The organism is Parabacteroides caeci (genome assembly GCF_023656795.1).
GTDB classification, from domain to species: Bacteria; Bacteroidota; Bacteroidia; order Bacteroidales; family Tannerellaceae; genus Parabacteroides; species Parabacteroides segnis.
Genome location: NZ_JAMOKT010000022.1, coordinates 1 through 13,411, shown reverse-complemented (window position 1 = coordinate 13,411; position 13,411 = coordinate 1). Strand labels below are relative to the sequence as shown.

General features: G+C 42.5%; 13 protein-coding genes. 5 read left to right on the top strand and 8 right to left on the bottom strand.

Annotation, left to right across the window (positions count from 1 at the left end; genetic code table 11):
- Positions 1 to 198: 198 nt before the first annotated feature.
- The 4 genes from NBH15_RS12565 to NBH15_RS12550 form a co-directional block, all read right to left on the bottom strand.
- Positions 199 to 1,395 carry a DUF4934 domain-containing protein gene (locus tag NBH15_RS12565; RefSeq protein ID WP_250822788.1) on the bottom strand — a complete coding sequence of 399 codons (1,197 nt, stop codon included), beginning with the start codon at positions 1,393 to 1,395 and terminating at the stop codon, positions 199 to 201.
- A gap of 56 nt (positions 1,396 to 1,451) precedes the next feature.
- Positions 1,452 to 2,687, bottom strand: coding sequence for a tetratricopeptide repeat protein (locus tag NBH15_RS12560; RefSeq protein ID WP_250822787.1), 1,236 nt, complete (start codon positions 2,685 to 2,687; stop codon positions 1,452 to 1,454).
- Positions 2,688 to 2,957: 270 nt separating this feature from the next.
- A complete protein-coding gene (locus NBH15_RS12555) occupies positions 2,958 to 4,817 on the bottom strand; it encodes a M56 family metallopeptidase (RefSeq protein ID WP_244050350.1) in 1,860 nt (619 codons plus the stop codon).
- A gap of 12 nt (positions 4,818 to 4,829) precedes the next feature.
- On the bottom strand, positions 4,830 to 5,186 hold the full coding sequence (locus NBH15_RS12550) for a BlaI/MecI/CopY family transcriptional regulator (protein ID WP_010801464.1): 357 nt from the start codon (positions 5,184 to 5,186) through the stop codon (positions 4,830 to 4,832).
- Between the two features lie 168 nt (positions 5,187 to 5,354).
- Between NBH15_RS12550 and dusB the strand changes: the two genes are divergently transcribed.
- The 5 genes from dusB (at position 5,355) to NBH15_RS12525 (ending at position 10,176) form a co-directional block, all read left to right on the top strand.
- The gene (gene dusB, locus NBH15_RS12545) at positions 5,355 to 6,341 is read left to right on the top strand and encodes a tRNA dihydrouridine synthase DusB (protein ID WP_128133120.1); all 987 of its coding nucleotides are present in this window, start codon (positions 5,355 to 5,357) and stop codon (positions 6,339 to 6,341) included.
- A 341-nt stretch (positions 6,342 to 6,682) separates the two neighbouring features.
- Positions 6,683 to 7,495 (top strand): head GIN domain-containing protein, encoded by an 813-nt coding sequence (locus NBH15_RS12540; RefSeq protein ID WP_128133121.1) that lies wholly within the window; start codon positions 6,683 to 6,685, stop codon positions 7,493 to 7,495.
- 46 nt (positions 7,496 to 7,541) lie between these two features.
- Entirely contained in the window at positions 7,542 to 8,366 is an 825-nt protein-coding gene (locus tag NBH15_RS12535) for a head GIN domain-containing protein (protein WP_128133122.1), read from the top strand.
- 222 nt (positions 8,367 to 8,588) lie between these two features.
- Positions 8,589 to 9,374, top strand: a complete 786-nt coding sequence (locus NBH15_RS12530; protein ID WP_128133123.1) for a head GIN domain-containing protein — start codon at positions 8,589 to 8,591, stop codon at positions 9,372 to 9,374.
- 1 nt (position 9,375) lies between these two features.
- On the top strand, positions 9,376 to 10,176 hold the full coding sequence (locus tag NBH15_RS12525) for a head GIN domain-containing protein (protein ID WP_250822786.1): 801 nt from the start codon (positions 9,376 to 9,378) through the stop codon (positions 10,174 to 10,176).
- 1 nt (position 10,177) lies between these two features.
- On the opposite strand, the gene NBH15_RS12520 is transcribed toward NBH15_RS12525, so the two are convergent.
- Genes NBH15_RS12520 through NBH15_RS12505 form a run of 4 tightly spaced genes read right to left on the bottom strand, consistent with a single transcriptional unit; the run spans position 10,178 to position 13,077 of the window.
- Positions 10,178 to 11,185, bottom strand: a complete 1,008-nt coding sequence (locus NBH15_RS12520) for an NAD-dependent epimerase/dehydratase family protein (RefSeq protein WP_250822785.1) — start codon at positions 11,183 to 11,185, stop codon at positions 10,178 to 10,180.
- A gap of 3 nt (positions 11,186 to 11,188) precedes the next feature.
- Entirely contained in the window at positions 11,189 to 11,395 is a 207-nt protein-coding gene (locus tag NBH15_RS12515) for a hypothetical protein (protein WP_128133125.1), read from the bottom strand.
- Between the two features lie 16 nt (positions 11,396 to 11,411).
- Positions 11,412 to 12,170, bottom strand: a complete 759-nt coding sequence (locus tag NBH15_RS12510) for a metal ABC transporter ATP-binding protein (protein WP_007655805.1) — start codon at positions 12,168 to 12,170, stop codon at positions 11,412 to 11,414.
- Positions 12,154 to 13,077, bottom strand: coding sequence for a metal ABC transporter solute-binding protein, Zn/Mn family (locus NBH15_RS12505; RefSeq protein WP_250822784.1), 924 nt, complete (start codon positions 13,075 to 13,077; stop codon positions 12,154 to 12,156). Before NBH15_RS12505 ends, NBH15_RS12510 begins: the two co-directional genes overlap by 17 nt.
- Positions 13,078 to 13,411: the final 334 nt, after the last annotated feature.

Genomic DNA, 13,411 nt, shown 5'->3' with positions numbered 1-13,411 from the left:
TACCGGTATGCTTTCGAAAAAACAATCCAATCCTGCCGGCTGTCGATAATTATGCGCAGGCCTGCCGACGATTATCGACAGGCTTGCACATAATTGTCGACAGGCCTGCTCACAATTGTCGGCAGCAAAAACGGTCAGGAACTTTTCCGGGTAACAAGCTTATCTATAAAACGCTTCATCCGATACCTTTTAAGCCTTTCAACGTAAATGATAAATAGTAACGAGCGGATTCGAATCTTCCGTTATCTGTTGCAGGACAGGGTGTTTCCTGAGATCGGGATATTTCTCTTTGAGATATTCTATTTCTACCGCCGTATTGAATTGTATCATCAGTTTTTTAGCCGGAAAAGAGAAGAAAGGCCAGATGGGAAGTCCCCCGTCCGTTTCATTACGGATACCGATGCCGGTCAAAGCCCTGTTATATCCGAACAATTCGTCTGCGTCGATAAGAGAAGCCTCACGACACAAGGCTCCGGTTTCTTTATTCAGGCTGTACAAAAAGAATTTAGATTGGTCGGAACCTTTAAAGCATTTGACAAAATAAGACCGGGGAGTCTCAAAGATATTGAAAATACTGAATTTACCATCCACAGCGGCATTTCCTGTTTTAGAAGAACGTATTTCTTCCTCATCGGCAGCAGAATAACCATGCCTGATAAGAAATGCCGGTGAAATTGCTTTTGCATTCACATTCCAGACGGTATCTATCCCATCCGAATAGCAAAACCAGCCATCTATGCTGCCATTATATATCCATCCTTTTAAACTGACTTCTTCCAGTGGCATTAAACCCACATTTCCAATCGTCCGCCGAAATGCAATCGTATCGTCCGTAGCCCAGTTGAAAATTCCAAGGCTGAACATTCCCGGAATATTCATAGGGACATACATCCGGCCTAGTTCGGCCATCGTATTCGCTCCGACGGAAAGCTGATAAGAGTTAGGACGCAGGCTCGTTATCTTTTTAATAAATTCGCCGTCAAAAGAGTAGAACGAGGTAGAAAAATACTCGTTAACACAAAAAAGGCGGTTTTCTTCATCGATGGTGAGCGATATAATCTGTGCGACTTCTCCCGGACCGTTCCCTGTCTTTGCGATAGGACGGACAAACTTTCCTTTCCGGTCAAACTGTAAAACGCTTTCCTGCCGGGTAGAATAAATAAAGATATACTCATCGGAAACACATAAATCCAATACGTTTGCAATCAGAGATTCATCGGTCAACTCCAAAGGAATATACTCAATAGATTCTATTTCGTCCGCTATTCCAACCTTATCGGAAGAAAACGTTTTTGCCGTCAAATTAATCTCCGATAATTCGCCGGCCGACTGCTTCGATCCGCATCCGGTTAAAACCATCATGGCTGCCATGAGCCCTAATAACATCTTTTTCATACGCTTTTTTCTGACAAAAGTAGAAGAAACAGTCTCCTTCACGGTTTCACATCTGCTTAAAAAGCACGAATAAAGGAGTCACACAGTTCCGGTGTTCCCTTTTCACCCGTCATTTTCTGGTAAAGACGGACACGACGCATCGAAATAGCCTGATTGGTACAACAGAGCAACATGGCCGTTGTAGAAGGGGGAACATCCATTTTAATCAGGCAGCACATGCGCCATTCCTGTTCACTCAGTTTCGGTATTTTCTTTTTCAGCCGTTCGCGAAACTCCGGGTAGGTCCGGTTGAAGGCTTGCAACAACTCTTCCCAGTCTTTAGTGCCCGGCCGCCATTCTTCTTTCCGGTGGAAACGCTGATAAATTTCCGAAGAGAGGAAATCTGTTTCCGACAGGGAGACGGCCGCCTTTTTCTTCCGGTAACGGGAATAACCCAAGAGACTTGTACCGCAAAGGATAAACAGGGCGCTCCAGAGATACAGCCGCCCTGTTTGAGTATTTTCAGCATTCGAGAGACGTCTCTCCCACTCTTTCTGCTCCGAAGTCCAGAGAAGTTGAGTTATTTGATTGTCTTCCTGCTGCCGTCGCAAAACGGACAGGTTATGGAGATAATTCTTTTGATAAAAATCAGCTTGCAGACTGTCTCCGCGACATTGGGCAATCCGGGACAAAGCGGCATATAAATGCGGATGGGAAGAGGGTACCTGGCTTAAATTTGTTTCAGCGTCTTCCAATTTACCCATGTTTATTTGCAAATCGGCCAGAGCCAGAAAGAGTTCCGCTTTTTCTTCTTGGGGAATTGTTTGTTCCAATTCAGTTTTCAGTAAAGCCTCCGACTCCTTATACTTTCCTCCCTGCTGCAATACTTTTGCCTGCTTTATCCGGCAATCGCCCATTTGATAATAATAGAAGGCACTGTCCGGCATTCGGGACAACATATAAATATCCCCCATCTCCCGGTAAAGCACCGTTCGAAGAGAATCACCGCCTGCACCTCCGAGATAAGACAATGCTTTTTTCTCGCTTTGCAGGGCCTTTTGCTTTAGAGATTGATTCCGGTAAATTTTTCCCATTTCCAGATAACCATGAGAAAGAGCAAGGCTGTCTTTATCCTTTTCGGCCAGCCTGATAGCCTCTTGATAAGTATCCAAGGCTGGAATATACTGTAACCTTTCCCCATAGAAAGCAGCCTGCCGGAAAAGTTCCCCGACAGTTACAGCCTCTTTTCGCTCAGTTGAAGAACAGGCAACGAAAAGGTAAATGAAAAAAACTATTCCTATCTTATATCTCATCTGTTTCAATATCATTTTCGTCCAAAGTGGTCCGGTTTTGAACGGCCATAAAGATAGGAGTTTCTTCTAGAAACTATTTTGATTTTATAATATGATTCACTATTTGTCAGATGTGAGTCTCTATTTTTCCTTATCAGAGCGACAGTTCTGTCATCCCGGGCTTGACCCGGGACCCCATACTTGACTTATACTCAATCTATAGTATGAGTTGGCGGATCAAGTCCGCCATGACAAAACTGACTTTTGCCCCCGATATAAAAAATAAACAAATCATTTAACACCGTCAGGAACCTTATTTTTAATCACGCAAGAGAGTCCTTTCTCTTCCAGAACCTGCTTTACTGCTTCAAGATAACTCAATGGAACATCTTTGTTGGCCGGCAAAACAGTGAGTTCCTCAACCTTCTCTTTTCCCTTACTTATTCTTTCAGCAGTAGCTTTTACATTCTCCATCTTTTTAGACAGCGTAGCTTCATAAACACCGGATTCGAAAGATGCCGTTCGATAAGATATTAATACGGGATAAGCAGTACTGTCATCTTCTAAAATTTCAGCATAAAGAGCGGGCGAAGGTATAGTCGAGCCATCTTCCAGTTTCATATAGGTATGAATTTCCACGACTTTACCCTTTATATCCACTAAATCACTCTTGCGAGGTTTAATCTGTTTAAAGTTCTTTTTCAACTCTTCATACGCTTTAGGACTCACTTGCTTTCCATCGACCGTATAATAAGCTACATCCTGCTTCTTTTCCTGCTCCTTTCCCGGAAAATTCTTATTATTTCTGGCATCCTCAAACAGAAGGAAGGGGGCTTTATCAACACCTACAACTTTTTGTCGCTTATCAAATGCCTCTTTTACCAAGTGTAAAACGGCCTCAGTAGCTTCCTCCGGAGTATTTATGTCAATAAGGAAATAGAAGGAAACAGGCTTTTTACTTTTTTCAAATAAATCCTGCAACTTGGTCAAGAATTGTTCCTTTTCTTTATAGTTTGCAAAATCATTATTCAACAGCACATCACCTTTAGCATTGATAAATAAATCCTTCGGCTCAGTATTCTTTTTCATGAAAGCTATAATTTCATCAGGTTCAAACCGGGTTTGCGGTTCCACCTTTTTCATATAACTATCCAATTCCGTCTTAAAGAAACTCTTCATATCCTGTTGCTCTTCCGGCGGAGTTTCCTTATCTTTGCTCTGTACAAGCGTTTCTAACTGCCGGTTTACTTCCGGACGGGCAAAAGCGTTCAGGACGATAAGTCCTACGGGGACCAGGAGCAATAGCTTCAACCGGGCCCAATTGTTTGATTTACCTTTTAACATCATAGTAATACGTTTTTTAATTTTACTGTGATTGAAGCTGTTGGCAAGAGTGTAGAGGCTGGAGCCGACAGCTTTTTTCACGAGTAACAGTTGATATTTTGTTGCATCGATGCCCAGGGTAAGTACTCCTTTATCGGCCTGGTATTCATGAATATCCTTCAACTCCCGTTTCAACAGCCAGATAGCCGGGTTGAACCAGTGAAGCCAAAGAATGCACTCCATAAAAAGCAGGTCAATGGAATGATGAGATTTCAAATGCATCATTTCATGCGTCAGAATCTCGTCAGGATATTTCTCATAATCTTCTTCCGAAAGAATAATATAACGTCCCCAACTGAAAGGGGACACACAGGAAGGAACTATTATTAATGTATAGCGCCCCTGTTGCAATTTGCGCCCACTCCGAATCAAAACAAACATCTTTCTGAACGACAGCAACGTTGTCATCAGACAAAAAACAACTCCTGCCCAATAAAGGAGAGCTATGATCTGTCCCCAATCGATCATCCTTGCCGGCCCGGTTACGGGAGTTATATCCACTCCGGAATTATTATCCGGAAGATGAATTGCAACAGTTTCCTCACCGGCTATCATCTTTTCCAGATGAATTATCGGTTGTTGTATCAACAAAGGTTCGGAAGTCTGTATCTTTATGACCGGCAGCAACATACAGATCCCTATCCCTCCTAGTAACACCCACCGGTTGAAACGGAAGAACGTATCGTTGCTAAGCAACGCCTTGAAACCTAAATAAAATAATATCAGGCAAATAGTGGATTTCAGTATGTACAGAAGTAAAGCTCCCATAAGCCTACGTTTTTACTTATTTTTAATCTGTTGTATCAACTCTTGCAATTCGTCAAGAGTCAACGCCTCTTCCTCAATCAAAGTAGAGACGACACGAGTATAGGAATTATCGAAATATTTATCGACCACCTGCTTCAGGGTTTTCTTCCGGTATTCGTCTTCCGAAATTAATGCATAATACTGATGTGTATTTCCAAATACCTTATAACCGATATATCCTTTTTCCTCCAATGTGCGAACAATGGTTGAAAGCGTATTATAATGCGGCTTGGGTTCCTCCTGCAAATCGAGAAGTTCGCGGACAAACAGAGGGCCTTTCGCCCAAAAATAGCCCAATATCTCTTCTTCTTTCGATGTCAATCGTTTCATAATCTGTTGTTTTATTAAAGGAATGCACAAATATAACTATATTCCTTAGTAATACAACTACAATATATAGTTAATCTACTATAATATGTAGTAGATCACAGATTGAAGGCTATTATTTCATGATTCTTACCGGAAAAGCAGTACTTTTGTGCTCTATAATAAGAAGGTATGAAGATAGGCTCAATAGATTTAGGTGAACGCCCGGTATTCCTGGCACCGATGGAAGATGTAACGGATATCTCTTTCCGTCTGATGTGTAAGCGATTCGGTGCGGATATGGTTTATACGGAATTTGTATCGAGCGACGCCTTGATACGCAGCGTAAACAAGACACAGGAAAAACTGACCGTTGCCGAAGATGAACGCCCGGTCGCTATCCAGATATATGGAAAAGAAGTAGACGCAATGGTGGAAGCAGCCAAAATATGCGAAGCTGCCCGTCCTGATATACTGGATATCAACTTCGGTTGTCCGGTCAAGAAAGTGGCAGGCAAAGGTGCCGGTGCCGGTATGCTCCGGAACATTCCTTTGATGCTTGAAATAACGAAAGAAGTAGTAAAAACCGTCAATATTCCGGTTACGGTTAAAACACGTCTGGGATGGGATGCGGATAATAAAATAATCGTCGACCTGGCCGAACAGTTGCAGGATTGTGGCATCGCTGCCCTTTCTATCCATGGCCGTACCCGTGCCCAGATGTACACCGGCGAAGCGGACTGGACACTGATCGGTGAGGTAAAAAATAATCCCCGGATGCATATCCCCATTATCGGTAACGGCGATGTGACCTCTGCCGAAATATGCAAACAGCGTTTCGACAATTATGGAGTAGATGGCGTTATGATCGGTCGCGGAAGTATCGGACGCCCCTGGATATTCCGTGAAGTGAAACATTTCCTGACTACCGGGGAAACACTGCCGGAAGAAAAATTCACCTGGTATCTGGATATCCTTAAACAGCAGGTCAACCAAAGTGTGGAACGTTTGGACGAACGACGCGGTATTTTGCATATCCGACGTCACCTGGCAGCCACTCCATTGTTCAAAGGAATTAGCGATTTCAAGCAAACACGTGTCGCTATGTTACGGGCTGAAACAGTGTCAGAACTGTTTGATATTATGGATTCTATCCCGAAAAAGTTCGGTATACTGTAACAAATCATTCAAAAATTGTAACATTTACGTCATAAAGTGACAAATTTACAATAAATTGAGACGATAGTATATTGCACATATTATAATTCCTCTTATATTTGCAATGAGTTTTTTTCATAGTATTTTAGATCTAAGGTTAACAAGTCTTTGCAAAGGAGGAATCGTGAGACTGCTTCGTTGGAAAGCAAAGAAGCCGCATCCGTTAATTATATGGATTGCGGTTTTCTTTTTATCCGTCCATCCCTTTTCTTTTCGCTTTTTTCCCAAAAAAGTCTTTCAAATCTGCAACCTAAACGCAATAGCATTCGTCTTATAAATAAAAGAACTAAAAAATTATACAGATGAAAACAAAAGTATCCCTTCTTATTGCCTGTTTACTGACCACATTGACTGGATTTGCTTTCACCAATGAAAAAGTGGAAGGAAACGGAAATATCATTACCAAAGAAATTTCTATCAGCGACTATAATGAAATATCGACAGTCGGAGTCATGGAGTTTGTTTATGAACAATCGGATGCCGCTCCTTATCTGAAAATCATGATCGACGAGAATCTGTTTCCGTTACTGAAAGCACAGGTAGACGGCAAGGAATTGATAATCGGTCCCAAAAAGATCAAGGAAAATAGTCGTAACGGTAATTCATATAACCTCCAACCGACCAAATTTAAGGTTATAACCAACTCACGCGAAATAAAAGAGTTGAACGTGGTATCTTCCGGTGATTTCATTATTGCCAGTCCGATAAATATCGGAAAACTGGAAATCAATATGGCAGGCAGCGGCAATATTCTTTTGGAAAAGAAAGTAGAAGGAAACAAGCTGGAAATCAACTTGGCCAGCTCCGGGAGCGTAGTAGCCTCCAATATCGATCTGGCAGGAATAGAATGCAGCCTGGCAGGCAGCGGTTATATCCAGATTGCAGGAAAAGCGGACCGCGCAGAATACAACCTGGCAGCAAGCGGCAACATTAAAGCCTACGAATGCGTCACCGGCAAAACGGAATGCAACATAGCCGGTAGCGGAAATATCCAGACTCATACCAGAAATCAGTTGGAAGCAAACATCGTAGGAAGCGGGAATGTCTATTATAAAGGTAATCCAACTACGAGCAAAAGTATCATCGGCTCCGGTAAATTAAAAAGTGCAAACTAAATAACAAACATAACTTAACAACAAACATAACTTAACAACAAACATCATGAAAAGAATTACATTCGCCATCATCAGTTTAATCGCATTCAGCACTATATCCTGTTTTGCAGAGAAAATCAAAGGGAACGGTAATATAATAACCAAAGAGATCCAGGTCTCCGATTATAAACAGATAAAAGTAGGCCAGGGAATCGAAACAGGCGGAAACTCTTTCTTCGGCAAGAACCAGTCTCCCCAGGTGAATTACACACAGAAGGGCGGTAAATCCGGCTTAAAGATCACCATCGACGAGAACCTCCTTTCCGAATTGAAATTCAACTCAAACGGAGACGTACTTCAGATAGAGACAGAACGCGGCACTCGTATTAATCCGAGCAAATTGATTATAGAAACTCATTCCTCAGAATTAAATAAATTAGGGGTATCAGGGGGCATCGATTTCTATCTGCGCAGCTCCCTCTCCGGAGAAAACCTGGAAATCAGTGCTTCCGGAGCAAGTGATGTTTATCTGGAAAAACCGATACGCATAACCAGCCTGTGCAAAATCAACCTGAGCGGGGCCAGCGACCTGAAAATCTCAGATCTGATTTGTGACAAAATAGATACCCACTCCTCAGGCTCCAGCGACATGAATCTGAAAGGAAAAGCAAACGACGGAAAATATAGTTGCAGCGGCAGCAGTGATATCAAAGCATACGACTTCGTTATAAAAAGACTGAAATGTTCTGCAAGCGGCAGCAGTGACATTTTCACAACCGTTACCGAAAAACTGGAAGCCAACGCTTCCGGAAGCAGCGATATCAAATACAAAGGTAACCCGGAAGTTAAAAAGCATTCAAGCGGTTCCAGCGATATCGACCACATAAAATAAGAGATCATTATATTGGGAGTTAGAAAACCCGGAGTTACTTTTCATCAAGGCATTGGATGAATAGTGATATCCGGGTTATTTATTATAATTTCAAAACTTAATTCCCTATAAAAATATACGAAATGTAGGAATTATAAATTAAATTACTCCTATTTTTGTAACCGACCGCATCGGAGTCACGTCTATTTATTATAAGAAAAGGCAATACTAAACAAATAAATTATGAGAACAAAAGGGTTATTATCTATTATCATGTTGCTGGGCCTGTTATTTACAGTCCAGGCGGCAGATCATGTGAAGGGCAACGGTACCCTTACTACAAAGAAAATAAAGATCGATGATTACAATGCCATCAAGATTGACGGCGTTATCGATTTCAACTATGAACAGTCGAATGCAGAACCCTATATTGAAGTAACGGTTGATGAAAACCTGCATGAATACGTCAACATCAATATAAAGGAGCGCGAACTTTCTGTTGGTTTTAAAGGAGTCAAAGTGGACCACTATACCAAATTTATCGTAAAGACCAACTCCAAATGGCTGAAAGAGGTGAAAGCCGCCGGAAATGCAAATTTCATGATAAACAGCTCTTTGACCGGTGACGAAGTAAAAATAAAGGCAAACTCCAACTGCCTGGTACAACTAAAAGAACTGATAAAAGTAGGAAAACTGGAGTTGAATGTTTCCGGTAGTGCCAATATGGTAGTCAATGACCTCCAAGTAGACAAATTGGAGTGCAGCATTAACGGCTCCGGCACTATCAACCTGAAAAAAGGAAATGCCAAGGAAGGTGAATACAGCATCACCAGCAGTGGAGAGATCATGGCTTTCGGTGTAGACGTTCCTGAACTGAGTTGCAAAATGACCGGCAACGGAACGATGGAAGTTCACCCCACCAATAACCTCAAGGCAAACGTTGTCGGCAAAGGCAAAATCCGTTATAAAGGCCCGACAGCCGTTCAACAGAAAATTATTGGTAAAGGCTCCGTAGAAGAAGTAAAATAAGATGAGTAAGAAATTATCACTTATAGTATTGGGCAGTATCCTTTTACTTGCCCAAGGATGTATATTTTTTCCTGCTGTAAAAGGAGACGGAAATGTAACGACACATACGATCGACATTTCAGACTACGATCAGATAAGCGTCGATGCATCGGCAGCTGTTTTCAATTACACTCAGGAAGAATCGGCACCAACACTGACAGTCACAGTCGATCAGAACATTTATGACCTTTTCGATTTCAAGACGGATGATAATAAGCTTGTCATCCGCCCTAAACAAGAAAATAAAACACTCCGCCTCCGTCCGACCCAATTCATCATTACCTCCAATTCCAGGCAGTTGAAGAAGGTAGATCTGGCCGGTGCAGAAAAATTCAATGTAAACAGCAAGCTGTCTTCGAACGACAAGATCAAATTCAACCTGGCGGGCAGTGTCATGCTTCACATGAAAGATACTGTCACGGTAAACCAACTGGAAGTATCTATAGCCGGTAGCGGTATCGTAGATGCACTTACCTTGTATGCGAATGAGTTTAAAGGTGAAATAGCCGGTTCCGGAACATTCAATCTGGCAGGCACAGGAGAGAAAGCGGCATTCAAGATTGCCGGTAGCGGGAAAATACATGCACTGAATTTCTTACTATCAGACGTATCGTGTGAGATAGCCGGCAGTGGTTTACTGGAAACTCATGCAACGAATAATATCTATGCCGAGATAGCCGGTAGCGGGAATATCAGGTATAAAGGAGACCCTTCCATAAAAATGGAAAAGGCAGGAATCGGTAGCGTAAAAAAGGTGGACTGATCTACAGCCACCCTTCCTTACAATACCACTCAATACTTTCCTCCAACCCTTTGCGCAAAGGGTATTCAGGAGTGAAACCTAGTTCATCCTGAAGTGGCGTAACATCGCAAATCCAGTTACGCTGCTTCAGGATGATATATTTATCGGTGTTCAGTGTCATACTCTTATTCAACAATTTGCCTATCCACTCGGAACAATGGCACGCTATATGAACCAGTCCCAGCGGGATGCGGGCATGCAGCACATGTCTTTTCTTTACTATATCCTGTATCATCCGTGCAAATGACTCGTCGGTATACACATCTCCGTCTGCCACAAAATAATGCCGGTTAAGGATTGTTTCATTTTCCAACGCCAGGAACGCTACTCTCGCCAGATCCTTTACATATATAAATGTAATACGCTGGGGAATGAATCCTACCGCAAAGTCAAATCCCGACTTTACGCTTTTGATCTCCATAAAATAATCCTTTTCACCAGGGCCATACACACCCGTCGGACGTAGGATCACATAAGGGAAATGAGATTGGTTGCGCACATAGTTCTCCGCTTCCAGTTTACTTTTACCATAGGCAGTATCCGGTTGTTGCGGATCATCCAGGCGAATCGGACGGAAATTCACCTCGTCTCCCCTCCCATAACTGCTCAGGCTACTCATCAACAGAAACTTTTTCGGTTTGCAACCGGCAGCAGCCAATGCCTCTATGAAGTTATGCGTATTCTCTGCATTGATACGGAAGAAATTCCGCTTATCGAGCGTCTTTGTCAGACCTGCATTATGGATAACATAATCCCAGGCGCCCTGCTCACGGACAAAATCCTTCAACTGGGCAGTCAATGCCTCCCGATTGTTATATTTGAGATCAATAAAATGAATCCGTTCATCCTGTAGGTTTTCACGGCTGCTTGTGGCACGTATGCCCGCCCAGGTTTCATATCCCCGGCGCAACGCTTCTTTTACCAGAAAACCACCGATAAATCCGCTTGCACCTGTAATCAATATCTTCATAACTCAGTCTTTATTCTTCATATAATAGGTGTAGTAATACCATAACAGACCAATCCAGTTGAGAACAATAATGATTAGTATCCATACAATCTTCTGTCCTCTGGAGATAAAAGGATTTTGCGTAACGGCCTTGCATCCGAACAGGATAACGGCAATGCCTACGATAACACCGGCTTCCGGTAATGAGATTAAGCAAAGTATGTGTGACATGGTGGAATTAAGAATATTAATGTTCGTGTGTTTTCAATACGCGGTGCGGCAGATTCCCGTGTCCGATCAACTCGATCGGGCAGGCATATTTCTCACCCAACCATTCTTCCGAAACGTCCACACCGGGATGATAATGCAAAGTCTCGTTCACACAAGCAATATTTTTCACCATTGCCAGGACCGTTCCGATATCGTGAGAGACCAGAATAATGGCACTCTCTTTATTGATATCCTCCAGTAACTGGTAAAAACGCGACTCAAACCGTTTATCGACATACGAGTTAGGTTCATCAAGAATCAGTAATTGCGGACGTGAAACGATCGAACGGCCTAACAAAACACGTTGTAGCTGCCCTCCCGATAACTCTCCGATCGAACGGGTATACAAATCTTCGAGCCCCATCTGCCGGATCACCACCTCAATACGCTCCTTCTGGACAGCCGTATAAGAACGGAAGCGAGGCTTTTCAGCAGCCAGTCCCGAAGCGACCACTTCCCATACGGAAATAGGGAATTTACGGTCAATATTATTCAACTGAGGCAGATAACCAATCCGTAAAGAAGAAACTTCAACCCCATTCTGATAAAAACGTATCGCACCGGATACCGGCTGAAGTAATCCCAGAATCACCTTCAGCAGTGTTGTTTTACCACCGCCGTTAGGACCGATTATGCCCAGGAAATCATCTTTCCATACAGTCAGGGAGACGTCTTTCAAGACAGTCTTATTCCCGTAAGCGGCTGTTATCTTATCTATTTCAATGAGTTTGTCCATCAGCCAGTGCTTTTGCTATATGAATCATTTCTTTAGTCCAGTCATAAGCCAACGGATTGATTACAGTCAGTTTACAACCTGTCTCTTTGGCAATCAGTTCGGCATTCTTTTGATCGAACTCCTGTTGAATGAATACGACACGGGCATTGTTGGCACGCGCTGTTTCCACCAACCGTTTCAGTTGTGCAGGCGAAGGTTCTTTGCCGTCCATCTCGATACAAAGTTGCGTGAGATTAAACTCGTTGGCAAAATAAGTCAGTGCCGGATGGTAGATAATAAATGTACGGTCGGTCAACGGGTCGAGCAGTTGCTTTATCTCAGTATTTGTTTTATCGATCTCGTCCACCAGTTTATTATAGTTCTGCCAAAAGTACTCCGTATTCTCGGGATCGAGTTCAATAAATGCATTCAACGTATTCCAGGCAACAGCCTTAGCTCCGGCAATCGAACTCCATATATGCGGATCGACTCCGCCATGATGATGGTGATGCGCCTCCTCTCCGGCATGGGCATCATGATCGTGGGTGCCATGTTCATGTGCATGGTCGTCGTCTTCCGTATCTGTCAGCAGGTTCATTCCTTCAGAAGTATCAAACACCTGTAATTTCGGATTATTTTCACGTATCTTATCCATCCAGGCCTGTTCAAACCCGATAGGACCGATGCGCAAGTAAGCAATACTTCTTCCGATCTGTATCATTTGCTGGGGAGTAGGATCGTATGTTTCAGGACTTTGCCCGGCAGGGACTACACAATTTATCTTAAATTTATCTCCTGCTATCTTTTCCGCAAAATAGCGCTGAGGTTCAATCGTGACTGTAACAACAGCCTCATTAGCCTGCTTTGTCACACAAGCCGTCAACAGAAAAAATGAGAGAATAGTGATTAGTATACTCGTTTGTTTCATCTTGATTTTCTATACATTATATATCATGCAATCGTTTATTTCTATCACAACCTGACAAAGGTAGTAATTTTTTTGTTTCTCCTTCGATTCCTTACAGAAGGTACCAGGGCAACCGCACCAAAATTTCTATTAAAATATGTTTTGTGGCATAAATCATTAAAATATTTCAAAAAAAGTTGTGTAATTGGGGAATAAAGGTAATCTTGCAGATAGAAAAGTCTTAACTATGAAAATAGAACCTTAACGACTGGATTTTTTACGTGAAGATTTTGCAAACCAAAGTCTCTTGACTATGATTCGTGAGATCTTATAAGAGGTCTCTTTCCATAAAGAG

Excerpts from the sequence above, each read along its gene's own strand:
- NBH15_RS12565 (WP_250822788.1), bottom strand. The coding sequence starts at position 1,395 with ATGAAAAAGATGTTATTAGGGCTCATGGCAGCCATGATGGTTTTAACC.
- NBH15_RS12560 (WP_250822787.1), bottom strand. The coding sequence starts at position 2,687 with ATGAGATATAAGATAGGAATAGTTTTTTTCATTTACCTTTTCGTTGCC.
- NBH15_RS12555 (WP_244050350.1), bottom strand. The coding sequence starts at position 4,817 with ATGGGAGCTTTACTTCTGTACATACTGAAATCCACTATTTGCCTGATA.
- NBH15_RS12550 (WP_010801464.1), bottom strand. The coding sequence starts at position 5,186 with ATGAAACGATTGACATCGAAAGAAGAAGAGATATTGGGCTATTTTTGG.
- dusB (WP_128133120.1), top strand. The coding sequence starts at position 5,355 with ATGAAGATAGGCTCAATAGATTTAGGTGAACGCCCGGTATTCCTGGCA.
- NBH15_RS12540 (WP_128133121.1), top strand. The coding sequence starts at position 6,683 with ATGAAAACAAAAGTATCCCTTCTTATTGCCTGTTTACTGACCACATTG.
- NBH15_RS12535 (WP_128133122.1), top strand. The coding sequence starts at position 7,542 with ATGAAAAGAATTACATTCGCCATCATCAGTTTAATCGCATTCAGCACT.
- NBH15_RS12530 (WP_128133123.1), top strand. The coding sequence starts at position 8,589 with ATGAGAACAAAAGGGTTATTATCTATTATCATGTTGCTGGGCCTGTTA.
- NBH15_RS12525 (WP_250822786.1), top strand. The coding sequence starts at position 9,376 with ATGAGTAAGAAATTATCACTTATAGTATTGGGCAGTATCCTTTTACTT.
- NBH15_RS12520 (WP_250822785.1), bottom strand. The coding sequence starts at position 11,185 with ATGAAGATATTGATTACAGGTGCAAGCGGATTTATCGGTGGTTTTCTG.
- NBH15_RS12515 (WP_128133125.1), bottom strand. The coding sequence starts at position 11,395 with ATGTCACACATACTTTGCTTAATCTCATTACCGGAAGCCGGTGTTATC.
- NBH15_RS12510 (WP_007655805.1), bottom strand. The coding sequence starts at position 12,170 with ATGGACAAACTCATTGAAATAGATAAGATAACAGCCGCTTACGGGAAT.
- NBH15_RS12505 (WP_250822784.1), bottom strand. The coding sequence starts at position 13,077 with ATGAAACAAACGAGTATACTAATCACTATTCTCTCATTTTTTCTGTTG.